16 protein-coding genes and 1 pseudogene are annotated in these 22,037 nt (G+C 68.9%); 6 read left to right on the forward strand and 11 right to left on the reverse strand.

Features of this window, described 5'->3' with window-relative positions; all coding sequences use genetic code 11:
• Positions 1 to 234: 234 nt before the first annotated feature.
• The 5 genes from LE548_RS36280 to rpsO form a co-directional block, all read right to left on the reverse strand.
• Positions 235 to 687, reverse strand: coding sequence for a hypothetical protein (locus LE548_RS36280; protein WP_225101288.1), 453 nt, complete (start codon positions 685 to 687; stop codon positions 235 to 237).
• A 13-nt stretch (positions 688 to 700) separates the two neighbouring features.
• Positions 701 to 1,453 (reverse strand): 4-hydroxy-tetrahydrodipicolinate reductase, encoded by a 753-nt coding sequence (gene dapB, locus LE548_RS36285; protein ID WP_225101289.1) that lies wholly within the window; start codon positions 1,451 to 1,453, stop codon positions 701 to 703.
• 26 nt (positions 1,454 to 1,479) lie between these two features.
• Complete coding sequence (locus LE548_RS36290) at positions 1,480 to 2,859, reverse strand: pitrilysin family protein (RefSeq protein WP_225101290.1); 1,380 nt, start codon at positions 2,857 to 2,859, stop codon at positions 1,480 to 1,482.
• On the reverse strand, positions 2,856 to 5,075 hold the full coding sequence (locus LE548_RS36295) for a polyribonucleotide nucleotidyltransferase (RefSeq protein ID WP_225101291.1): 2,220 nt from the start codon (positions 5,073 to 5,075) through the stop codon (positions 2,856 to 2,858). Before LE548_RS36295 ends, LE548_RS36290 begins: the two co-directional genes overlap by 4 nt.
• Positions 5,076 to 5,396: 321 nt before the next feature.
• The gene (gene rpsO / locus LE548_RS36300) at positions 5,397 to 5,684 is read right to left on the reverse strand and encodes a 30S ribosomal protein S15 (protein ID WP_023546329.1); all 288 of its coding nucleotides are present in this window, start codon (positions 5,682 to 5,684) and stop codon (positions 5,397 to 5,399) included.
• Between the two features lie 282 nt (positions 5,685 to 5,966).
• Here rpsO and LE548_RS36305 point away from each other — a divergent pair, with 282 nt between their 5' ends.
• Entirely contained in the window at positions 5,967 to 6,260 is a 294-nt protein-coding gene (locus tag LE548_RS36305; protein WP_225101292.1) for a DUF397 domain-containing protein, read from the forward strand.
• Positions 6,261 to 6,411: 151 nt separating this feature from the next.
• Here LE548_RS36305 and eccD read toward each other — a convergent pair whose 3' ends face one another.
• Positions 6,412 to 7,914 carry a type VII secretion integral membrane protein EccD gene (gene eccD / locus LE548_RS36310; protein ID WP_225101347.1) on the reverse strand — a complete coding sequence of 501 codons (1,503 nt, stop codon included), beginning with the start codon at positions 7,912 to 7,914 and terminating at the stop codon, positions 6,412 to 6,414.
• Positions 7,915 to 8,214: 300 nt separating this feature from the next.
• On the opposite strand from eccD, the gene eccCa reads away from it, so the two are divergent.
• The 5 genes and pseudogenes from eccCa (at position 8,215) to LE548_RS36335 (ending at position 15,567) form a co-directional block, all read left to right on the forward strand.
• Positions 8,215 to 12,180, forward strand: a complete 3,966-nt coding sequence (gene eccCa / locus LE548_RS36315) for a type VII secretion protein EccCa (protein ID WP_225101293.1) — start codon at positions 8,215 to 8,217, stop codon at positions 12,178 to 12,180.
• A 78-nt stretch (positions 12,181 to 12,258) separates the two neighbouring features.
• A pseudogene (locus tag LE548_RS36320) lies at positions 12,259 to 12,678 on the forward strand (hypothetical protein).
• A 41-nt stretch (positions 12,679 to 12,719) separates the two neighbouring features.
• Positions 12,720 to 14,192 carry a hypothetical protein gene (locus LE548_RS36325; protein WP_225101294.1) on the forward strand — a complete coding sequence of 491 codons (1,473 nt, stop codon included), beginning with the start codon at positions 12,720 to 12,722 and terminating at the stop codon, positions 14,190 to 14,192.
• A gap of 41 nt (positions 14,193 to 14,233) precedes the next feature.
• Positions 14,234 to 14,905, forward strand: a complete 672-nt coding sequence (locus LE548_RS36330; RefSeq protein ID WP_225101295.1) for a hypothetical protein — start codon at positions 14,234 to 14,236, stop codon at positions 14,903 to 14,905.
• Between the two features lie 440 nt (positions 14,906 to 15,345).
• Entirely contained in the window at positions 15,346 to 15,567 is a 222-nt protein-coding gene (locus LE548_RS36335; protein WP_225101296.1) for a hypothetical protein, read from the forward strand.
• Positions 15,568 to 15,803: 236 nt separating this feature from the next.
• Here LE548_RS36335 and LE548_RS36340 read toward each other — a convergent pair whose 3' ends face one another.
• The 5 genes from LE548_RS36340 to LE548_RS36360 form a co-directional block, all read right to left on the reverse strand.
• Complete coding sequence (locus tag LE548_RS36340) at positions 15,804 to 17,936, reverse strand: protein kinase (RefSeq protein WP_225101349.1); 2,133 nt, start codon at positions 17,934 to 17,936, stop codon at positions 15,804 to 15,806.
• Between the two features lie 76 nt (positions 17,937 to 18,012).
• Positions 18,013 to 20,232 (reverse strand): protein kinase, encoded by a 2,220-nt coding sequence (locus tag LE548_RS36345; RefSeq protein WP_225101297.1) that lies wholly within the window; start codon positions 20,230 to 20,232, stop codon positions 18,013 to 18,015.
• An 8-nt stretch (positions 20,233 to 20,240) separates the two neighbouring features.
• On the reverse strand, positions 20,241 to 21,179 hold the full coding sequence (locus LE548_RS36350) for a serine/threonine protein kinase (protein WP_225101298.1): 939 nt from the start codon (positions 21,177 to 21,179) through the stop codon (positions 20,241 to 20,243).
• A 134-nt stretch (positions 21,180 to 21,313) separates the two neighbouring features.
• On the reverse strand, positions 21,314 to 21,613 hold the full coding sequence (locus tag LE548_RS36355) for a WXG100 family type VII secretion target (protein WP_263636988.1): 300 nt from the start codon (positions 21,611 to 21,613) through the stop codon (positions 21,314 to 21,316).
• Between the two features lie 38 nt (positions 21,614 to 21,651).
• Entirely contained in the window at positions 21,652 to 21,993 is a 342-nt protein-coding gene (locus LE548_RS36360) for a WXG100 family type VII secretion target (RefSeq protein ID WP_225101299.1), read from the reverse strand.
• Between the last annotated feature and the right edge of the window lie 44 nt (positions 21,994 to 22,037).

Consider the following 22,037-nt stretch of genomic DNA (forward strand, 5'->3'; position numbering starts at 1 on the left):
TGCCGCTGAACAGCAAGCCGGGTCACATGCCGGCGCCGGCCGGGTGCCTCCCCCAAGCTCTTCGAGCAGGGGGTACCCCCGCGCCCACCCTCCCCCAGTCTCGGCTTCGCTCGACCGGGGGCACCCCCCAGCGCCCCAGCGGCACGACTGCCCGCAGCTACGCGGGTACAACGGCCGCTGCCGGGTGGGGCGCCGTCCCCGCCGCACGGCTGCCCGCAGCTGCGTGGGTTCGGGTCAGGCCTCGGCCGACCTGCCCTCGTGCAGGGCGATCGCCCGTTGCATCGCCTTGCGGGCGCGTGGGGTGTCGCGGGCGTCGTGGTAGGCGACGGCCAGGCGGAACCAGCAGCGCCAGTCGTCGGGGGACGCCTCCGTCTCGGCCTTGCGCTTGGCGAACACCTCGTCGGCGGAGTCACGGTCGATACGGCCGGAGGGCAGGCGCCGCAGCTCGTCGACCGGCAGGGCGCCCTCGGCGTCGAGTTCGGCGGCGAGAGCGTTGGCCTTGCGGACGAACTGGGTGTTCTGCCACAGGAACCACAGGCCGATGACCGGCAGGATCAGGACCGCGACCCCGAAGGTGACGGTCAGGAGCGTGCCGGACTGGATGAGCATCACGCCTCGGCTGCCGACCAGGACGAAGTAGAAGACCAGGACGGCGGCCGTGACGAGGTAGGTGATCTTCGCGCGCATCGCAGAAACGGTCTCAGCTCAGGTCCAGGAAGTGCTCCAGGCCGAAGGTCAGGCCCGGAGTCGTCACCACGCGGCGGGCGCCGAGCAGGATGCCCGGCATGAAGCTGCTGTGGTGCAGGGAGTCGTGGCGGATGGTGAGGGTCTCGCCCTCGCCGCCGAGCAGCACCTCCTGGTGGGCCAGCAGGCCGCGCAGGCGTACGGCGTGGACCGGGATCCCGTCGACGTTCGCACCGCGAGCGCCCTCCAGCGCGGTGGCCGTGGCGTCCGGCGCCGGGGCCGTACCGGCCGCCCTGCGGGCCTCGGCGATGAGCTGGGCGGTGCGGGTGGCCGTACCGCTCGGCGCGTCCACCTTCTTCGGGTGGTGCAGCTCGACGACCTCGACCGACTCGAAGTACGGCGCGGCGATCTGCGCGAACTTCATGGTCAGCACGGCGCCGATGGAGAAGTTCGGCGCGATGAGCACGCCGGTCTCCGGGGAGGCGGCGAGCCAGCCGTTCAGCTGCGCGAGGCGTTCCTCGGTCCAGCCCGTCGTACCGACGACCGCGTGGATGCCGTGGCGCACGCAGTAGTCGAGGTTGTCCATGACGGAGTCGGGGGTGGTCAGCTCGACGGCGACCTGGGCGCCGGTCTCCGCCAGGGTCTCCAGCTTGTCGCCCCGGCCGAGGGCGGCGACCAGCTCCATGTCCTCAGCGGCCTGGACCGCCCGGACCGCCTCGGACCCGATGCGGCCCTTGGCACCGAGGACCGCCACGCGCAGCTTGCTCATCTCTTGTGCTTCCTTGTCAGGAGGGGTTAGGCGACGGCGTCGTGCAGCCGTGCGGCCTGCTTGTCCTTGAGCGGGCCGATGACCGACAGCGACGGGCGCTGTCCCAGGATGTCGCGGGCGACCGAGCGGACCTCGTCCGGGGTGACCGCCGCTATCCGGTCCAGCATGTCGTCGACGGACATCTGCTCGCCCCAGCACAGCTCGCTCTTGCCGATACGGTTCATCAGTGCGCCGGTGTCCTCCAGGCCGAGGACGGTGGAGCCGCGGAGCTGGCCGACGGCGCGGGCGATCTCGTCGTCGGTGAGGCCGTTGGCGGCGACATGGTCGAGTTCGTCGCGGCAGATCTTCAGCACGTCGTGCACCTGGCTCGGCCGGCAGCCGGCGTACACGCCGAACAGGCCGCAGTCGGCGAAGCCGGAGGTGTACGAGTACACGCTGTAGGCGAGGCCGCGCTTCTCCCGGACCTCCTGGAAGAGGCGGGAGGACATGCCGCCGCCGAGGGCGGTGTTGAGCACGCCCATGGCCCAGCGGCGGTCGTCGGTGCGGGCGAGGCCCGGCATGCCGAGGACGACGTGCGCCTGCTCGGTCTTGCGGGCGAGCAGCTCGACCTTGCCGGACGTGCGGATCGTACGGCGGCCCTCGCGCGGGCCGATGGGCTGCGCGGCCGTGTTCTTGAAGGCGCCCGCCTTCTCGAAGGCCGCGCGGACCTGTCGTACGACCTTGTTGTGGTCGATGTTGCCCGCGCAGGCGACCACGAGGTGGGTCGGGTCGTAGTGCCTCTTGTAGAAGCGGCGGATGCGGTCGGCGCTGAGGGCGTTGACCGTGTCGACCGTGCCGAGGACCGGGCGGCCGAGGGCGTTGTCGCCGAACATGGTGTGCGCGAAAAGGTCGTGCACACAGTCGCCGGGGTCGTCCTCTGTCATCGCGATCTCTTCGAGGATCGCGCCGCGCTCGACGTCGACGTCCTCCTCCAGGATCAGCGAGCCGGTCAGCATGTCGCAGACGACGTCGATGGCGAGCGGCAGGTCGGTGTCGAGCACGCGCGCGTAGTAGCACGTGTACTCCTTCGCCGTGAATGCGTTCATCTCGCCGCCGACGGCGTCGAGGGCGGCGGAGATGTCCAGCGCGCTGCGCCGCTCGGTGCCCTTGAAGAGCAGGTGCTCCAGGTAGTGCGTGGCGCCGTTCAGGGCCGGGGTCTCGTCGCGGGAGCCGACGTGCGCCCAGATACCGAAGGTCGCGGAGCGGACCGAGGGCAGGGTCTCGGTGACGATGCGCAGGCCGCCCGGGAGGGTCGTCTTGCGGACCGTGCCGATGCCGCCCGTGCCCTTGATGAGGGTTTGGGTACGGGCGACGGCCCGCGCCTCCGAAGAGGGGCGGGCCGTCACCTTGGAGCTACGGGACGTCACTGCTCGGCGTCGTCCTTGTCCGTGTCGTTGCCTTCTTCGCCCTCGATCACCGGAACGAGGGAGAGCTTGCCGCGGGAGTCGATCTCGGCGATCTCGACCTGGACCTTCTGGCCCACGCCGAGGACGTCCTCGACGTTCTCCACGCGCTTGCCGCCGGCGAGCTTGCGGATCTGCGAGATGTGCAGCAGACCGTCCTTGCCGGGCAGCAGGGAGACGAACGCACCGAAGGTGGTCGTCTTGACGACCGTACCGAGGTAGCGCTCGCCGACCTCGGGCATCGTCGGGTTGGCGATGCCGTTGATCGTGGCGCGGGCGGCCTCGGCGGAGGGGCCGTCGGCGGCGCCGATGTAGATCGTGCCGTCGTCCTCGATGGTGATCTCGGCGCCCGTGTCCTCCTGGATCTGGTTGATCATCTTGCCCTTGGGGCCGATGACCTCGCCGATCTTGTCGACCGGGATCTTGACGGTGATGATCCGCGGGGCGTGCGGGCTCATCTCGTCGGGCCGGTCGATGGCCTCCATCATCACGTCGAGGATGTGCAGGCGGGCGTCGCGGGCCTGCTTGAGGGCCGCGGCGAGGACGGAGGCCGGGATGCCGTCCAGCTTGGTGTCGAGCTGGAGGGCGGTCACGAAGTCCTTCGTGCCGGCGACCTTGAAGTCCATGTCACCGAAGGCGTCCTCCGCACCGAGGATGTCGGTGAGGGTGACGTAATGCGTCTCGCCGTCGACCTCCTGGGAGATCAGGCCCATGGCGATACCGGCGACCGGGGCCTTCAGCGGCACACCGGCGTTCAGCAGCGACATGGTGGAGGCGCAGACCGAGCCCATGGACGTCGAGCCGTTGGAGCCGAGGGCCTCGGACACCTGGCGGATCGCGTACGGGAACTCCTCGCGCGTCGGCAGCACCGGCACGAGGGCGCGCTCGGCGAGGGCGCCGTGGCCGATCTCGCGGCGCTTCGGGGAGCCGACGCGGCCGGTCTCACCGGTGGAGTACGGCGGGAAGTTGTAGTTGTGCATGTAGCGCTTGCGGGTCACCGGGGAGAGGGTGTCCAGCTGCTGCTCCATGCGGAGCATGTTGAGGGTGGTGACGCCCAGGATCTGGGTCTCGCCACGCTCGAACAGCGCGGAACCGTGCACCCGCGGGATGGCCTCGACCTCGGCGGCGAGGGTACGGATGTCCGTCACCCCACGGCCGTCGATGCGCTTCTTCTCCTTGATCACGCGCTCGCGGACCAGCTGCTTGGTGAGCGAGCGGTACGCGGCGGAGATCTCCTTCTCGCGGCCCTCGAACTCCGGCAGGAGCTTCTCGGCGGCGAGACCCTTGACGCGGTCCAGCTCGGCCTCGCGCTCCTGCTTGCCGGCGATGGTGAGCGCCTGGGCGAGCTCGGGGCGAACGGCGGCCGTCAGGGCCTCGAAGACGTCGTCCTGGTAGTCCAGGAAGATCGGGAACTCGGCGGTCGGCTTCGCGGCCTTGGCGGCGAGGTCGGCCTGGGCGCGGCAGAGCACCTTGATGAAGGGCTTCGCGGCCTCCAGACCGGCGGCGACGACCTCCTCGGTCGGCGCCTCGGCACCGCCCTCGACGAGCTTGATGGTGCCGTCGGTGGCCTCGGCCTCGACCATCATGATCGCGACGTCGCCGTCCTCCAGGACGCGGCCCGCGACGACCATGTCGAAGACGGCGTCCTCAAGCTCGGTGTGCGTCGGGAAGGCGACCCACTGGCCGCGGATCAGCGCGACGCGGACGCCGCCGATCGGGCCGGAGAAGGGCAGACCGGCCAGCTGCGTGGACGCGGAGGCGGCGTTGATCGCCACGACGTCGTACAGGTGATCGGGGTTGAGCGCCATGATCGTGGCGACGACCTGGATCTCGTTGCGCAGGCCCTTCTTGAAGGACGGGCGCAGCGGGCGGTCGATGAGGCGGCAGGTGAGGATGGCGTCCTCGGACGGCCGGCCCTCACGGCGGAAGAAGCTGCCGGGGATCTTGCCGGCGGCGTACATCCGCTCCTCGACGTCCACCGTCAGCGGGAAGAAGTCGAGCTGGTCCTTGGGGTTCTTGGAGGCGGTGGTGGCCGACAGCACCATGGTGTCGTCGTCCAGGTACGCCACGGCGGAGCCGGCGGCCTGCTTGGCCAGGCGGCCCGTCTCGAAGCGGATGGTGCGGGTGCCGAAGGCGCCGTTGTCGATGACGGCCTCGGCGTAGTGGGTCTCGTTCTCCACTAGCGTTTTCTCCGTTACGTATCGTCTTTCGTCCCTTGGCTGCCCGTGTGGCAGGGGGACTGTGGCGGAGAAGCGCGCCGTCTGGTGCGGGCCGGTCTTCGATCGAAGCACCCGGGGCTCGCTTCCCCCCGGGGGCCACTACCGAGGACCGGCGGCGGCGAGGTGCGCTTCTCCTCGTTCTTTTTCGTCCTGCGTTGCGTGTCGTGCGTATTGCGTTGTGCTACCACACTACAAAGCGTGTGTGACACTGCGCACGTTTCCCCGCATACGGCAAAGGGAGCGGTCCCCGAGTCCTTCGGGAACCGCTCCCTTCACGGCGTCTTACTTGGCGCCCGCCGCACCACGGCGGATGCCGAGGCGGTCGACCAGCGTACGGAAGCGCTGGATGTCCTTCTTCGCCAGGTACTGGAGAAGGCGGCGGCGCTGACCGACGAGGATCAGCAGGCCACGACGGGAGTGGTGGTCGTGCTTGTGGGTCTTGAGGTGCTCGGTCAGGTCGGAGATCCGACGGGAGAGCAGAGCGACCTGGACCTCGGGGGAGCCGGTGTCACCCTCCTTGGTACCGAACTCGGAGATGATCTGCTTCTTCGTAGCGGCGTCGAGCGACACGCGTACTCCTCATAGTCTTGTCGAGTGCCACCGAGTGCCCCCGGTCTGCGTCTCGGGGGAGCTTCCGTTACTCGGGAGGCGGGATCCGCTGGGCGCGGCCACCAGAACCTGCAGCGTCGGCTACGGGGGTCCGGGGGTGCGTACACAACCGGCCGTCAGCCAGGGTACCAGGAGGTGGCGGGCGCTTTTCCCGCGGTCGTCGAACGACCCGGGCGGGACGCGCGCGGCCACTAGGGTGAGCGCCGGGATCGAAACGTAACGCCGGGAAGGGGTCGCTGGACGATGGCGGAGACGGAAGCGGAGATCAAGGCGCGCAAGGAGCGGGAGCGGGACGAGCTGTACGCGCTCGACATCTCGGGCGTCGAGTGGCACTGCGCCCCGGGCACCGAGGAGCACGAGGAGCGCGTCGAGATCGCGTACCTCCCCGAGGGCGCCGTGGCGATGCGGTCCTCCCTCGACCACGACACCGTGCTGCGCTACACCGAGGCGGAGTGGCGGGCGTTCGTGCTGGGGGCTCGGGACGGGGAGTTCGATCTGGAGCCCACGGAGCGGAACGGGGGGCTCTCGGCGCAGTAGCGCCACGCGTCGGACACGCGCAGTGGGCGCCACGCGTCGGACATGCCGTGGCGCCACGCTTCGGACACGGCACGGCAGCACGCGCCGCCGGACACGGGATCGGGCCCGGGCTCTTGGGTGAGCCCGGGCCCGATGCCGTCCACGGGAGCCGTTACTTGCTGGTCATCGACCGCGCCGTCGCGTACACGTCGAAGACCGCCAGGGTCAGCGGGATCAGGGTCAGCAGGACGAAGCCTTCGCAGATCTCCAGGAAGCGGCCCCAGAACGGGGTCAGTCCGCCGCGCGGCAGGATCAGGCCCAGCGCCGTCACCAGGGCGGTGGCCGCGCCGATGGCCGCGATCAGCCAGATGGTGCGGATGTCCAGGTCGGTGCGGTTGCCGCTCAGCGCCTCGAACATCGCGTGCCGCGGCGGGTTGAGGGCGAGGCCGAGGCCGAGCAGGACCAGGCAGGCGAGGCCGGCGGCGAGCACGGGAGCGACCTGGGCGGTGTACCGGAAGAGGCCGGCGCGCATCAGCATCGCGACGCCGGTGGCGAGGGCGAGCAGCTGGGGCCAGATGCCGTCGGAGAAGCCGAGCACCGCGGCGGCGCCCACGGCCAGGAGGGCGCAGCCGCCGACGAGGCCGACGAGCAGCTCGTGGCCGCGCCGGGCCTGGGCCTCGATGCGCTCGGTGTCCACGGGCTCGGGCGCGGCTTCGGTGCCGTAGGCGGAGCGGGGGGCGGGGCCGCTGCTGGGGTTCTCGAAGCCGATCGGCAGCCGGGCGAAGCGCATCGACATGCCGGGCAGGAAGGCGAGGGCGCCGACGGCGACGGGCGCGCACAGGCCGGCCATCTCGGTCGCGGACCAGTGGGTGAGGGTCGCGACGAAGACGACGACCAGGGCGACCGCCGAGGCGAAGACGAAGGCGACGAACGGGCCGTCGCCGTGCGGGGAGCACAGGGCGAGAATCAGGGCCGCGACGAGGACGGCCGCGCACGCCAGCAGGAACTGGAGCCGGCCGATGCCCTCCCCGCCGCTCAGCGGCAGCAGCCCGCTGCCCGCGACGCCGATGTTGGGCAGGGCGCCGAGGCCGAGGGCGACGGCCGAGCCGCGGTCGTCGTAGACGCGGGCGCGGATCGCGGACAGGACGACCAGCAGGACGCCGGCGACGGCGGCGAGGATGCCGGCCAGGCCGTGCATGTCGTGGCGCGGGTCGGCGGTCCAGGCGACGAACGCGAGCAGCGTCGGCAGCACGCCGCCGCCGACGAGGCCCGCCGCCCGGGTGAGGTCGCCGCTCCACAGTTTGTGCTGCTTGGTGACGGCGGAGGCGACGGCCTCGGAGACGTCGTCGAAGACGGCCGGCGGCAGGGAGTCGGCGAACGGCCGCAGGGTGAGCAGTTCACCGTCGAGAATGCGCTGGGCGGCGAAGGAGCGGGCGCTGTCCAGCACGGTGCCGTCGGTGCGGACCAGGTGGTAGCCGACCGGGGCGCCGGACTCGGGGCTCTGCTGGGACAGCCGGAGGATCTCCGGGTAGAGGTCGGCGACCGGGACGTCGTCGGGCAGTGCCACGTCGATGCGGCTGTCCGGCGCGACGATGGTGACCCGGCAGAAGCCGAGTCCGGTGCCGGGCCCGGCGGGGGCTCCCGTGCCGGGTCCGCCGGTGGCGGCGGCCGTCATGCTCACCTGCTGCTCCCCCTCAGTGGTGGTGGTGCGTCTACTTCGTGAAGGTCTCGTGCCGGTCGGCGCCGTGCGCGCCGGAACGGGTGCCCTGTGGCCGGATTCCGGGGCCGTACCGCCTCGACATCGAGGGGCTCGTCCCGGTATGTCCAGCCTGCTCGGCGTGTGCTCACGCGAACATCCGGCACCCTACCGCTCACCCGACCACCGTGAACTCAGTAGGATCACGCGGCGGCCTGCGCACGCCGGACACGGGGCGGCGGGCGGAAAGCCTGGGTCGGGCAAGGGAATTGGTGAGCAGTGAGCCAGATTGTCGTCAAGCGCCCAGCTAGGGCGCTGCCGTCCGAAGTGCCCACGGAAGAGGTCGTTGTCCAGCCACCGCCCGAATTGCCGCGGGGGCATCAGGAGAGCGTGCTGATGCAGCTGTTGCCCACGCTGGGCATGGGCGGCTCGGTGGTCTTCTTCTTCACGAACGGTCAGCCGTTCATGAAGATCATGGGCATGATCATGATCGCCTCGACGGTGGCCATGTCCATCGCGATGGTGGTCCGCTTCCGCCGGGGCTCCCAGGGCCAGCTGGCCGACATGCGCCGCGACTACCTCAGCTATCTGTCGCAGACCCGCAAGTCCGCCGTGACGACGGCACGGACGCAGCGGGACGCGCAGTACTACCTGCACCCCTCCCCCGAGCAGCTGTGGGCGCTCGTCGCCGAGGGCAGCCGGGTGTGGGAGCGGCGGCCCGGTGACGAGGACTTCGCGCACGTGCGCGTCGGACTCGGCCCGCAGCCGCTGGCGACCCCGCTCATCGCCCCGGAGACCGGCCCGGTCGAGCAGCTGGAGCCGCTGACCGCGGGCGCCATGCAGCGCTTCCTCGCCACGCACGGCACCGTCGGCGATCTGCCGATGGCGGTGTCCCTGCGCGCCTTCTACCACGTCACGGTCAGCGGTGAGCCGCAGTCCGTACGGTCCTCCGCCCGCGCCCTGGTCGGCTCGCTGGCCTCGCTGCACTCCCCCGAGGACCTGATCATCGCGGTGGCCGCCGGGCGCGAGGCGCTGCCGCACTGGGACTGGGCGAAGTGGCTGCCGCATGTGCAGGCGCCCGGTGCGGTGGACGGCGCGGGCTCCCGCCGGCTGATCGGCACCGACCCGCGCGAGCTGGAGGACCTGCTGTCCGCCGGGCTCACCGGCCGCCCCCGCTTCCACCCCGCCGCCTCGCCGCTGCTGGACGAACCGCACATCGTGCTCGTCCTCGACGACATCTCCCTGCTGCCGGACTCGGTGCTCGCCAACCCCGAGGGCCTGCAGGGCGTCACGATCGTCGAGGTGGTGCCGGGTGAGCTGACGACGGCGGGCGGCGAGCTCTCCATCGTCGTACAGCCGGGCATGCTGCGCCTGGAGTCCGGGCACGGCGAGGTCTACGACGGCACCCCGGACGCCCTGTCCTACGAGTCCGCGGAGGCACTGGCCCGGCAACTGGCGCCCCTGCGCATGGCGTCGGGCGGCGACGACGACGAACCGCTGCTCGCGAACCTGGAGTTCACCGACCTCCTCGGGCTCGGCGACGCGGCCTCCGTCGACACCAAGCGGACCTGGCGCCCACGCGCCCTCGCGGAGCGCCTGCGCGTGCCGATCGGCCTCGGTGAGGACGGCCGCCCGGTCATGCTGGACCTCAAGGAGGCCGCGCAGGAGGGCATGGGCCCGCACGGCCTGTGCGTCGGCGCGACCGGTTCCGGCAAGTCGGAGCTGCTGCGCACCCTGGTGCTGGGCCTCGCGGTCACCCACTCCTCCGAGACCCTGAACTTCGTCCTCGCGGACTTCAAGGGTGGTGCGACCTTCGCCGGCATGGCCCAGATGCCGCACGTGGCGGCGGTCATCACCAACCTGGCCGACGACCTCACCCTGGTCGACCGCATGGGCGACTCGATCCGCGGTGAGCTCAACCGCCGCCAGGAACTGCTGCGCGACGCGGGCAACTACGCCAACATCCACGACTACGAGAAGGCGCGCGCGGCGGGCGCCCCGCTCCAGCCGATCCCCTCCCTGGTCCTGGTGATCGACGAGTTCAGCGAGCTGCTGACCGCGAAGCCGGACTTCATCGAGATGTTCGTGCAGATCGGCCGTATCGGCCGTTCGCTGGGCGTGCACCTGCTGCTGGCCTCGCAGCGCCTGGAGGAGGGCCGGCTGCGCGGCCTGGAGACGTACCTGTCGTACCGCATCGGTCTGCGCACGTTCTCCGCGGCGGAATCCCGCGCCGCGCTGGGCGTCCCGGACGCCTACGAACTCCCGAACGTCCCCGGCTCCGGCTTCCTGAAGTTCGGCACGGACGAGATGGTCCGCTTCAAGGCGGCGTACGTCTCCGGCACGTACCGCTCGGGCTCGCAGCGCGCGGCGCTGGGCGGCGGCCCGCTGCCGGTGGACCGGCGCCCGGTGCTGTTCACGGCCACCGAGGTGCCGGTGCAGTACACGGCCATCCCCAAACAGCGCACCGAGCAGGCCCCCGAGGTGGACGAGGCACTGGCCGACACCGTCCTCGACGTGATCGTGCGCCGGCTGGAGGCCCAGGGCCCGGCCGCCCACCAGGTGTGGCTGCCGCCGCTGGAGAGCCCGCCGGCGCTGGACTCGCTGCTGCCCGGCCTCGCGGCGGTACAGGGCCGTGGCCTGACCCAGCCGAACTACGAGGGCGCCGGCCGCCTCATCGTCCCCGTCGGCCTCGTCGACAAGCCGTACGAGCAGCGCCGCGACCGGCTCATGCTCGACTTCTCGGGCGCGCAGGGCCATATGCAGATCATCGGCGGCCCGCAGTCCGGCAAGTCGACGCTCCTGCGGTCCCTGATCTGCTCCTTCGCCCTGACACACACGCCGTACGAGGTGCAGTTCTACGGCCTGGACTTCGGTGGTGGCGGCATGGCCGCCGTCTCCGGCCTGCCGCACGTGGGCGGCATCGCCTCCCGCCTCGACCCCGAACGCGTGCGCCGCACGGTCTCCGAGGTGTACGGCGTCCTGACCCGCCGCGAGGAGTACTTCCGCTCGGCGGGCATCGCCTCGATCGCCGACTACCGCGCCCGCCGGGCCCGCGGCGACATCTCGGTGACGGACGAACCCTGGGGCGACGTCTTCCTGGTCGTCGACGGCTGGGGCAACTTCCGCACGGACTACGAGGCCTTGGAGCCGGCGGTCCTGGACATCGCCGCCCGCGGTCTCGGCTACGGCATCCACGTGATCATCACGGCGTCGCGCTCGATGGAGGTCCGGGCGAACCTCAAGGACCACCTGATGAACCGCCTGGAGCTGCGCCTGGGTGACGTCATGGACTCGGAGATCGACCGCAAGGTGGCGGTGAACGTCCCGGCAGGCGTCCCCGGCCGCGGCCTCTCCCCCCAGAAGCTGCACTTCATGGCGGCGGTCCCGCGCATCGACGGCCTGACCTCCGACACCGACCTGGCCGAGGCCACGGCGGCGCTGACCACCGAGGTCGGCCGCCACTGGCAGGCACCGGGCGCGCCGCAGGTCCGCCTGCTGCCGCGCCAGCTGGAGGCCGTGCAGCTGCCTCCGGGCGACCGGCTCCCGCAGCGGGGCATCGCCTTCGCGCTGGACGAGGACGCCCTGGAGCCGGTGTTCCTGGACTTCGAACAGGACCCGTTCTTCCTCATCTTCGGCGAGAGCGAGTCCGGCAAGTCGAACCTGCTGCGGCTCATCATCAAGCAGCTGTCCCTGCGGTACGGCGGCGACGAGGCGAAGTTCTTCGTGGTCGACAACCGCCGCTCGCTGCTGGACATCACCCCGGCCTCGCACCTGGCCGAGTACATCCCGATGTCCAGCCAGATGGACCACCACATGGCGGCCCTGGCCGACCTCATGCAGCGCCGCACGCCGACGGCCGACGTGACCCCGCAGCAACTGCGGGACCGCAGCTGGTGGCGGGGCCCGCAGGTCTTCGTGGTGATCGACGACTACGACCTCGTCTCCACCTCCAGCGGCAACCCGCTCGCCGGCCTGACGGAGATGCTGCCCTTCGCCCGCGACGTCGGCGTCCGCTTCATCATCGCCCGCTCCTCCGCGGGCGCGGGCCGCGCCTCCTACGAGCCGTTCATGCAGCGCATGAAGGAACTCGGCGCCCAGGGCATCGTCCTCGCCGGCGACCCGGCCGAGGGCGACATCCTCAACGGAGTCCGGCCGCGGCCGATGCCGGCGGGGCGGGGTGTGTTCGTGTCGCGGAAGAGGGGGAGGCCGTTGGTGCAGACGGGGTTGGTGGATGTGGAGTACTGAGGCGGCATCACTCGGCTGACGGCTTGACGGGTGACCGCCCACCGGGCGGGTCAACGGGGAATCGGGGAGGAACCACGCATGGCGTGGGATGAGTGGGAACAGCTGAAGGCCAAGGCAGCCGAGACGCAATCGACGCACATGTAACTCAACCAGCTGGCGCCGGCGGGAGGCGGCGGGGGCGGTGAGAGCACCCGCGGTGACCTCACCGTCCACCAGTCGGACCTCGCCGCGATCGGCTCTGCGGCACATGAGTTGTTTCAGGAATTCGGTCGGTACAGCGATCACGCCCGAATCTCCTCCATGAAGGCGGCGGGAGGGTTGCAGAGCGAGGGCTTCGCCCTCGGCTCCGCCCTCGATCACGTCGCCGAGCACTGGATCGACCAGGTCCAGACCCTGCTCGATGCCTGCGCCCACATCTCCAATCACATGCGCTACACCAAGAACCAGCACGCCGCGGACGACACCTACATCGCCGGCACGCTCAGCAGCATCTCCTAGCTGGACAAGGGCTTCGACGAGCGGAAGGACAGCTGACGGCGATGGATCTCAACGCACTGCGCCACGGCAACTTCTCGCAGCTCGGTGAGGCCATCACTGACTGGGAGGAGATGACGAAAAAGCTCGCGTCTCTGAAACAGGACGCCCAGAACAACCTCAAGGCCAAGGCGGACAAGGCCAACTGGGCTGGCGTCAACGCCCAGGTGAGCCGTGAGTTCATCGACAAGACAGCGCAGGAGTTCGCGGACGCCCACACCCAGGCGGACTCGATCACCAACATCCTGAAGGACACCCGTGGCGAACTGGTCGACTACCGAACTCAGTTGAACGAGGCCATCACGCGGGGCGAGCAGAAGAACCTCACCGTCGTCGACACCGGTCACGGCACGTTCTCCGTCATGGGGAACACTCGCCCGGACTGGGCCTCCGATCCCAGCGGAAAGACAAGCGCCAACAGTCAGAAGGACGCCGACGATCTCCGCGACGAGATCCAGCGCATCCTCAGCAAGGCCACGGAGAGCGACAACAGTGCCGCCAAGGTTCTGAGGCTTCTCGTGGACCAGGCCAAGTACGGGTTCTCCGACGCCCACTACAAGGATCGCGACACCGCTGCCGACGCCGTCGAGGCCGCCGACAAGCTGGCGAAGATGGCCAAGCACCCCGACAAGATGTCCGCCAAGGACATCGCCGAATTCAACCGGTACTTGGAGAAGTACCACAACGACCCTCTCTTCTCCGAGCGGTTCGCAGAGGGGCTGGGCGGCAAGGGCACGCTTCAGTTCTGGACGGACATGGTGAACGCCCATGCCGGCGCCAGGGGTTCGGAACTCAAGAGCATGGAGGAGCTGCAACAGAACCTGAGCTTGACCCTGGCCACGGCGTCGTTCTCGGATTCGGACAACATGAGGGCGTGGAAGACAGACGTCCTCAAGGAGATGAACACAAGTTTCCATTCCGAGTCCAAGGTCCCGTGGCAGAATCCCGTTGGTGCGCTCGGTTCCCAGGTGCTGAGCAGCCTGATGCGGCAGGGCGAGTTCGACACCGAGTTCCTCGACGACTACCGGACCAGGCTGTTCCAGCAGGACAAGGGCGCCAGCGACTCCAACACCGACTCGCTCTGGGTGAAGGGCTATGACCACATCGACCTGGTCTTCGGTGACGGGAACGGCCGCGACCCGTTGGAGGGGCTCTTCGACGCCCTTTCCCATAATCCCGAGGCGGCGACTCACGCCTTCGAGTCCAAGTCGGACCTGGAGCATATGCTCGGCACCACCGAGTACACGGACCGAGGAGCATCCCTCGGGCGTGCCTTGGAGAGCGCTGTCACTGGAGTAGCCAACGGCGACACTCTTCCATGGCCCCGCCCCACAGCGCGGCGCAGGTCAAGATCATGGCCAACATCATGCAGGCGGTCGCCAATCCTGACGGGGGCGCGGACCTCGTGTCCAGGGGGCTGGGCGGGAGCTTCGGGGACATGGCGGCGGCTTATATGCCGGAGATCAGCGAAGCCCTAGCCGGACCCAACTCGAAGGCCGTTTTCCTTACGAACAGTGAAATGCCCGACTTCTTTCAGGGTGAACGCATCCGCGATGTAGTGAGATTCCTTTCCGCGACATCCGCAGACCCTGCGGGTAGGGCCGGGATAGTCTACGGTGAAAGCATTTACACCGGCAGCCTCCTTGAATCACATCTCTCCGACCCGTCCTTGTTCGACGGTCCCCGTGAGCAGGTCCTTACGGATATCGGCAGGAATGCGGGCATCATCGAGGGCATCGTCGGACATTCCGTGGCCGATGGCAAAGTAGAGGCCGCCATCGGTACACAGAATGACTACAATGACGCCCTGAAGGCAAAGGGGGATGCCGCCAAGAGCTGGGTTAACATCGCTTTCTCCGGCCTCAAGGTCCCCGAGCATCTGGGCGGCGCGATGATGGGGTCCGTGATCGGAGGAGGAGCCGGAGCCGTTGCCGGTGCGGCCGTCGACCGTCTGATCGAAGGCCAGCAGATGCAGGGCGCAAAGGACGAGGGACTGTACTCCAGCGCCAAGGACCTGTACGCGATGCGGGATTCTGTCAATCAGCAAACGCAATGGTCGACGGACGACGCGCTCGCCCGGCATCATCTGAACTCACCCAAGGACGGCACCGACGATCTCGTCCGCAACGCCGTTAATTTGGGATGGGACGCCAGTAGTCAGTACCTGAGTAACACGAAGGAGCGTCCCTAATGGATACGTCACAGAGGAGCCGAAGCCCACGTGCTTCCTGGAAGAACTGGAGGGTCATCCTTTTGTTCTTTGTGGCTCTCGGAATCTTCTGTGGCGCTGGATGGATTTTCCTGAACAAAGGCCTCTACCTTCTCCCAGGCAAAATGTGTGAAGGCACTCTCAAACGCGATACGGTCCAGCGAGTGCTGCCCAGGGCACAATCAGCTGAAAGCGGCTCCGACGCCCAGGGAGCGGGAGCTGACCTTGATTTCTGGTGCCACGTCTCCACCAGCAACGACTCATCCCTCTCCGGGGAAGCGAGGGTCCAGCCCACCTCCCGCGGAGATTGGCTCGAATACTATCGGGAGTCCGGGGGGCAAACCCAGATCATTCGGGTGTCCGTGGGCGATATAGAAGCTCTGGCTCAGGTCAATTCCAGTGCGGCCACCTCCTCGGTATACGTGCCTTGTACACCGCCCGGCGTCCCCGGGTACAACGCGTCCCGCCCCTACGCGGTGGTCGGCGAGGCCCGGCTCCAAGGACCTGCCAAGGTCAAGGGGGTGCCACTGCGGCAGGTGCTGAGCGACTTCGCCTATCAGCTCGCGCAGCACGCCTACGCATTGGCCGAGTGCAAGGCTCCTCGCAATTTTCCGAAGGAACTGCCTCGTTACGAGAGCCGCTGATGATGGACGACTGACACGGTGCCGCTTCGCCGGCCTGGGTCCGGACCTCGCCGGTCTCAACACCAGTCAGTATCGCCCACTCCACCGCGGGCGCCGCCACGCCCTACTTCGCACCCACGGAAGAGGGGGAACCGTTGGTTCAGACAGGTTGGCGGATGTGAAGCACAGAGGGGAACGGGCGCCGCCGGCTCGACGAGGCTCCCGCCTCTGAGGGCCAGCGGCCGCAGTGCTCATCTTCAGAACACCGGCAGCGCGTACACAGTGCCATGACTCACCGCGAAGACGCGGTTGCCGTCGGCGGCGAAGGACACCGCATCGCCGTCCCTGGCGAGGTCGTAGGACCAGATCTCCTCTGATTTGTTGTCCGTACCCGTTGTCCTCAGCGTGCTGCCGACGCTGCCATCGGGATCCATGATCCAGACCCCAGTGCCCTGCAGAAGGATCGGGTAATCGTTGTTGTTCACCGCCAGCTCGGCTTCCCACCGCTTTTTTCCGCTGTGCAGGTCGATACCCATGGGGGTGCCGTACCCCTCGCTGTTACAGGCGGCCGAGTACACCACATCGCCATAGATGCTGGGGCGAGACCACTCTTCGTTACTGTCGTCGTAGTAGGCTTTCTCCGTGTATGTCCACAGTTTTTTGCCGTCCGAGATCCTGTGTGCGGAGAGGGCATTGCCGTTGAGGCAGACGATGCCGTTCCTCGCAACCGAAAAGAGGTAGCGATCCTTCGCCAGGTTGCGGGCCGTCCACACCATACGACCGTTCTTCGTATTCACCACCATGGCATGCCCGGTACTGGTAGTGACGACGAGCCGTCCCTGATCAACGGCCGACCTGGGCAGGAGTGTCTTGCGGAAGTCGTCTGGCAGCTGTGCCGTCCAGCGGATCTTGGCGTCGGAGCGGCCCACGGCGCGCAGCCGGTGGTCCTTCGTCAGGAGGTAGACCGCTTCCTCGTCCGCGGCTAGCAGCATGTCGGCGTCGGCCGCCGCCGTCCACCTGGGCTCCCCGGTGGACGGGACGAAGGTGTGCAGTGTGCCGTGGTCGTCAGCGGCCACGAGCAGCCGGTCCGACAACGAAAGGTAACGGCGTGACTTCTGCATCTCTGGAGCGCTCCAGCGGCGCTTGCCGTCGACGACGTTGAGAGCCGCTATACCGGTTACGGGGTTGCCAACGATGACGACGTCTCGTATCGGCAACGGGGCCGGTGACTTGGCGTCGGTCACGCCGAGCGCCTTCCACAACGGTTTCGGGGATTTCCCGACGATGAAGTCACCCTGGTCGGCGGAGAGCAGTCGTGCCGCCGGTGTCTTCACGGCGGGCGGGTAGGTGAACGGGTCTTTCCGGCGCTGGTCACTCTTGCTGCCACGCAGCAGCCACCAGCCCGTCGCGGTGCCCCCGGCGGCCAGTACGGAACCGCCGGCCGCGAACCCTGCGAGCAGGCGTCGCCTGCTCGGCCCAGTCCCCATCTCACCGGTCGACAGCAGCGGGGCAGTGAGGTTACGTACCTCTCGCTCCCGCTCCTTGATCGCCTCCGCCACGGGGCCGCGCTTCCACACCACATCCGACTTCTTGGGCTGGGCGAAGGCGCCGGCGATCTGCTCGGGCGTGGGCCGCCGGGCCGCCTCCTTCGCCAGACACGGAGCCATCAGGGCGTGCTGCTCCGGTGAAAGGCCGTGCCAGCGGGGCTCGCCGTGAACCACCTCGTATTGGACGGCGGCCACGTGCGTTCCCTCGAACGCCCGGTGCCCGGTGGCCGCGTAGATGAGTACAGCGCCCAGGGAGAAGACGTCAGCTGCTGCAGTGACCCGATGTCCGAGCACCTGCTCGGGAGCGCCGTACCCTGGGGTGACCGGGATCTGCCCGGTCGTAGTGAGCGTCAGACCGTGCTCAGGGCGTGCGATGCCGAAGTCGATGACCCGCGGGCCGTCCGACGTGAGCACGATGTTCGGCGGCTTGAGGTCACGGTGGACGAAGCCGGCGGCATGGATGTCGCGCAGGGTACGGGCGACGGATGCGGCCAGGGCACGGACCGTGCCGTCGCCCAGCGGGCCGAATCTCTCCACGATCTGATCGAGCGTCGGCCCCGCCAGGAACTCAGTGGCGATCCACGGCCGTCCGCCCTCGGTCTGGGCACCCAGGACAGCGGCCACACCGGGACTCCGTACGGCCTGGGCGGCCAACGCCTCGCGGACGAACCTCTGGGCGAGGTTGGTGTCGTGGGTGAGTTCCGGTCGGAGCACCTTCACGGCTGCGATGGTTCCCGCGTGGTCCTGGCCGATGTACACCTTGCCCATGCCGCCCTCGCCCAGCACACCGAGCAGCCGGTACGGTCCGAGGCGGATCGGGTCGCCGGTGCCCAGGGGTCTCATCGCGGATCGCTCTCTCTTCTTTCTTCCCACCGGTTCTCTTCTTTTCCGCAGGTAGCTCGCTCCACGCGGGGACGACTCACTGCAGAGGGAAGGCCGCCAGGAACCTTCCGCCCAGCGCGATGACCCGGCTGGACTTCTCATGGGCGACGAACTGGTCGCCAGTGGTCTTGAACGAGCGGGCCGGCGCGAAGTTGGCATGCCAGGCCACGCCCACCAGCTCCGATCCACGCTTGTTGTAGACGTAGTTGGGGCCGATCACCGGCGGGGCGGTGACATCGGCATCGGCCCCCTGGCCGCCCCGCTCCTCCCACATGACAGTCCCATCGTCGCTGGTGAAGGCGACGAGCCCGCGCCCCTTCTCGGCCGCGAACACGGTGCCGTTGCTGACCAGCGGGGGACCGTACGTCGTGCCCCGTCGCCCCGACGTTGTGTTCCAGGCGACTGCGCCGTCACTGAGCCGCAGAGCCCGCAGCGGCCCGTTACCCACATACATTTGCTGTCCGTCGACGGCCAGTGGCTGCCGCACGCGGTCGGGTTTGATTCCGTCGAGTGGACGGTCCCAGCGGACGGCACCCGTGCGGGTGTCGCGCACGACGGCCCGTACGGTGCCGTCGTCTGCCTCCTGAAGGGTCACGAGGTGACGTCCGGTGACCGCGGCGCTGAGGAAGTAGAGCCGCTCGGACCCCTGCCGCCGTGCAGGCAACGGCGTCGTCCATACCCGCTTGCCCGAGGTGATGTCGACGGCGAACAGGTACCACGACTGGGAGGCGAGAAAACCCTCGTCAGAGAACTTGCCTCGGCCAGCCGCCACATAGGCGACGCCGTCCGCGGTGCACACCAGTTGGGTTTCGGGGAGAACCCCGTTGAAGTCGGTGAACTCCGCAAAGGGCTTTGACGCTCTGCCTGTGAGAAGGTCGACGGAGGCAAGGAGCAGCGGGAATCCGCCGGGCTTGCCCGCGTTGTTCTCGGAACCGTCCGCCTGCACCACCCTGATGAGGCGTTCTCCGTCGGTGGCTACCTGCCAGGTGTTCTCCATCTGGTCCGACGCGAACTGGACGTGCCCGTTCTGCGCGACAATGCCACCCAAGCCCTTGCCCGCCACCAGAGTCACCAGGTTGGCGACGACGTGCAGCTGCGCCGGAATGGTGTCGTCAGGCGGGTCGGCGACCTGGATCTGCCAGCTAGAGTCCAGTTTCTTCTTCGGCAGCAAGCTGTTGCTCGGCCCAGCAGTGGGCTGCGGTCCGGGACCCGTACCTGACCACTCGTTCCAGGACCAAGCCGCCGCCCCGGCGCCCGCGACTGCCAGAGCCGCGCCCCCGCCGGTGAACAGCAGCCGTCGACGGGAGATGCGTGCGGCGGCCGTCGGCGCCGCAGTCTCCGCCTCCTCGTCGAGCGGAGCTGGCAAACGCTGCGGTGTGAGCTGCCAGACCTCGGTCGCCCGGCGGGCGATGTCCGCAAGGAGCGCGTCGGGCAGGTGATCCGCGAACTCACCCGACCCGTCATGGAATTCAGCAGCAAGTTGGGAGGTGGTCGGCCGCCGGAAGGGATTCTTGTCCAGACACTGCACGAGCATCGGCACAAGACCACCGGGTACACCGCTCAGGTCGGGCTCGGCGTACTGCACCCGGTACAGCAGATCGGCCGCCTGGCCGTGCCCGAAGGGCGGACGTCCGGTTGCGGCGAAGACGAGCAGACCGGCGAGCGCGAAGACGTCACCGGCAGGCGTGTGCTCCTGCCCGCTCGCCTGTTCCGGCGACATGAAGGCAGGTGTGCCGACGGCGACCCCGACCCGCGTGAGGCGGTCATCCCCTGCCGCACGGGCGATGCCGAAGTCGATGACTTTCGGCCCATACGCCGTGACAAGAATGTTGGACGGTTTGAGGTCGCGATGGACGACGTCGGACGCGTGCAACTGTTCCAGGGCCCCGCACAACGCCGCCCCCAGGGCCCGTACGGACGCCTCGGGCAGCGGACCGCACAGCTCCACAGCCTCGTCGAGGGGCGGCCCGAGCACATACTCCGTGGCCAGCCAGGGCGACTCGGCTCGCGGATCCGCGTCCACGACCCCGGCCCCGAACCGCTCCCCCACGACCCGCGCCGCGTCGGCCTCCAGCCGGAACCGGGTGCGGAAGGCGGGATCGGAGGCGATGTGGGCGTGCATCGCCTTCAGCGCCACAGTACGGCCGCCTGCCGTGCGGGCGAGATAGACGGTGCCCATGCCACCGCTGCCGAGTCGGGCGACCGGGCGGTACGGGCCGAAGGTCTGGGGGTCGTCGTGGTTGAGGGGGAAGGGCATGAATGTCGTCAGTTCGGGTGGGGTACTGGGAGTGGGGGCGATGTCGGCGGCCCCTCGACGGGGATCTCTGCGGTGAGGACGGCAGCCGACTGATGGGCGAGGGCGGCAATCACCCGGCCGGGAAGCCGGCCGGGTGCCCCGGCCGAGACGGCACCTGACCCCAACTTGGCGATGATTCCAGCGAGTTGAGGCCGAACTCCGGGATCACGCGACAGGCACCGGCCGATGAGCGCACGGAGCGCGGCCGGGATCTCTTCCCGCTCCGGCATCGTGTAGCCGGTGGCGGCGTAGGCGAGCGTAGCCCCGAGGGCGTACACATCCCCGAGGGGCCGCGGACACCCGCCGGACGCCTGCTCCGGCGGCAGACTTCCCGCCTCCAGCCCCGGCAGCCCGGAACGCTCCGTACCGTCCGGCGCAGCCGCGCGCACCGCACCGTAGCAGGAGAGCCTGGGCCCGTCCGCGGCGAGGAGTACGGCCGCCGGTGACACACCGGCGAAGGTCAGCCCCTGCCCGTGGAGGACGACCAGCGTCTCGGCGAGGGCCGCGCCCAGCGCACGTACGGAATGCTCGGGCAGCGGGCCGCCGTGTACGGCGAGGGCGGTGGGAAGAGGCAGGACGGGGATGTACGGCACGGCGTACCAGGCGGGCTCGCCCGGACCGGCGATTGCGGTGGCCGGGACGGCGCAGGGACCGAGGAGATAACGAGAGGCTTCGGCCTCCGCCAAGAAGCTCTGAGGATCGCGGCCGGGCTGCGGGAGGGAGAGGAGTACGGTGTGCTGTCCGTCGGAGGTGCGGGCGATGTAGCGCCGCTCGGGGACGGGGACCTTGGTGTGGGGATCGTCCAGCGCGGTGATCAGGGTGTACGGGCCCACCCGGCGCCGCGGCTTGGCGGCTCTGCCCGGTTTCTCACCGCCGGCAATGCCTGCCGCCCCACCTGTGCCGTGCATTCCTCGTCCCGACTCGTCGTTCATCATCGCACCGGGCAAGACAGGGGGTGGGCACCTCCCGTGCGTGCCCACCCCGCTGCTGCGTCCTGCCCGTTGGGCAGTGCATGTCAGCTGCATGCACTGCGCGCAGGGTCTTACATGAAGTAGCCGGCGGCCTTCCGGTCGCCGCCCTGGTAGTCGCCGCCGGCCGCGTGCACGACCTTGCCGATCTGCTGCAGGGCCTCGTGGATGCCCTGGGCCTCGCGGTCCCAGGCGGCCTGATGCTCGGTGTACGCGGTGTGGGCCTCGCCCTCCCACATGCTCGCAACGCCGGCGACCTTCTGCTTGATGGCTTCGAGGCTCTCCTCAAGCTGCCGCGCGTGGTTGGCGAGCTGGGTCGCCGTGTCGTCGAGGCTGCCGTAAGTTACCTCAAGCTCGCCGCTGTTGTTTGCCATGATTGCTCCGTTGGTGAGAAGTGGTGACCTGGCGGGGATCAGTAGCTGGACAGGGCCGAGTGCGAGCCGCCGTAGTTGACGTCGATGCTCTGGACCTGCGAACGGACCTCGTCTTCGGTGCCGTCCTTGATCTTCCGGGTCTGGCTCATGGCCTCGATGAACTTGGCGAGGATGTTGCCGATCCGGACCATGCGCTCGTTGATCTCGGTCTGCTTGGCGTTGAACGCGCCGGCACCGATGCCCTTCCAGTGCCCTTCCATGCTGTCGATGATCCCCTGCAGCTGCTTGAGCTGACCCTTGATGCCCTCGAAGCGATGCGCCAGCTCCTTTTCGAGGGCGAGAATGTCCTTGTCACTTACCTTCTGACGCCCTGAAGCCATGTCGATGGCCTTTCTCTCTGTGAACTGACCTTGCCAGGCGCTGA

The organism is Streptomyces sp. CoH27 (assembly GCF_020181035.1).
In the GTDB taxonomy this organism is placed as follows: Bacteria; Actinomycetota; Actinomycetes; order Streptomycetales; family Streptomycetaceae; genus Streptomyces; species Streptomyces camelliae.

Coding starts and splice junctions, on each gene's coding strand:
- LE548_RS36350 (WP_225101298.1), bottom strand. CDS start 21,179: ATGCACGGCACAGGTGGGGCGGCAGGCATTGCCGGCGGTGAGAAACCG.
- LE548_RS36340 (WP_225101349.1), bottom strand. CDS start 17,936: ATGAGACCCCTGGGCACCGGCGACCCGATCCGCCTCGGACCGTACCGG.
- LE548_RS36325 (WP_225101294.1), top strand. CDS start 12,720: ATGGATCTCAACGCACTGCGCCACGGCAACTTCTCGCAGCTCGGTGAG.
- LE548_RS36345 (WP_225101297.1), bottom strand. CDS start 20,232: ATGCCCTTCCCCCTCAACCACGACGACCCCCAGACCTTCGGCCCGTAC.
- LE548_RS36355 (WP_263636988.1), bottom strand. CDS start 21,613: ATGGCAAACAACAGCGGCGAGCTTGAGGTAACTTACGGCAGCCTCGAC.
- eccD (WP_225101347.1), bottom strand. CDS start 7,914: ATGACGGCCGCCGCCACCGGCGGACCCGGCACGGGAGCCCCCGCCGGG.
- LE548_RS36360 (WP_225101299.1), bottom strand. CDS start 21,993: ATGGCTTCAGGGCGTCAGAAGGTAAGTGACAAGGACATTCTCGCCCTC.
- LE548_RS36305 (WP_225101292.1), top strand. CDS start 5,967: ATGGCGGAGACGGAAGCGGAGATCAAGGCGCGCAAGGAGCGGGAGCGG.
- dapB (WP_225101289.1), bottom strand. CDS start 1,453: ATGAGCAAGCTGCGCGTGGCGGTCCTCGGTGCCAAGGGCCGCATCGGG.
- LE548_RS36280 (WP_225101288.1), bottom strand. CDS start 687: ATGCGCGCGAAGATCACCTACCTCGTCACGGCCGCCGTCCTGGTCTTC.
- LE548_RS36330 (WP_225101295.1), top strand. CDS start 14,234: ATGCCCGACTTCTTTCAGGGTGAACGCATCCGCGATGTAGTGAGATTC.